We start from the raw sequence: 769 nt of genomic DNA, 5'->3' as shown, positions 1-769 counted from the left end.
TGAGATAAAGGCTCTGCAATAACATCAGGCAATAACTGCACCAGTGCTTTAATTTTTTGCGGTGTATAGGTAAAAGCACCTAGAAAACGAGCAAAAGATGTTCCAAAAATAAAAAAAGGGAAAAATGCTAAAAGCCCCGATAGCGCAACATGGCTTGCAAAAGCACTCCCATTATCACGCCAATAATGACTTACTGCGTCACCAAAAATACGATAGCTATACCAAAAGATATTTTTTAACAAAACTCAATACTTTCTGGTAAAACTCTTCCTCAGTCTATTTCAAGTTTTATAAAAATCATCAAAACTCTGCAAATAAACATTTTGCAATGTTGCAATATAAAGGTCAATAATCAATACGGTCAAGCCCGACTTTATACCAAAACAAAAACAATAACCCACTCTATGAAGTTCTACAACGACTTCATTTTTTTGTTACTTCTACAGATCAGTAACCTCTTCTGTACATCACATGCCCTATAGAGAACTAAGCAAGATGATCGTGCACACATAAAACCTTTTGAAGTCATGGTTATCTGTATCGAAGCAATCGCCACCCTTTTTTATTGCAATCTATGACTGAATAAAGAAAAAACTTCTTATCGATTTCTAGAAAAAACCAACGAAATTCAACAACCCCCCTTGCTTTTATTCACCCTTTTTTAGAAACACTCTGACGTCCAAAATCAGGAGCATCAATTTCCTGTCCGGCATCAATAATATTGCGACGTACAGCACGCGTACGCGTAAAAAAATTAAACAGTGTTTCA

At 35.8% G+C, this 769-nt stretch carries 2 pseudogenes; both read right to left on the bottom strand.

Going from position 1 to position 769, the window contains the following annotated elements:
* Positions 1 to 242 (bottom strand): annotated as a pseudogene (locus ACFIO3_RS14530) (ribonuclease BN); the annotation flags it as partial.
* A gap of 409 nt (positions 243 to 651) precedes the next feature.
* Positions 652 to 769: pseudogene (locus tag ACFIO3_RS14525) on the bottom strand (prephenate/arogenate dehydrogenase family protein); the annotation flags it as partial.

The sequence above is a fragment of the Bartonella sp. AD328YNZD genome (genome assembly GCF_042196425.1).
This window is presented reverse-complemented; position numbering and strand designations above follow the sequence as displayed.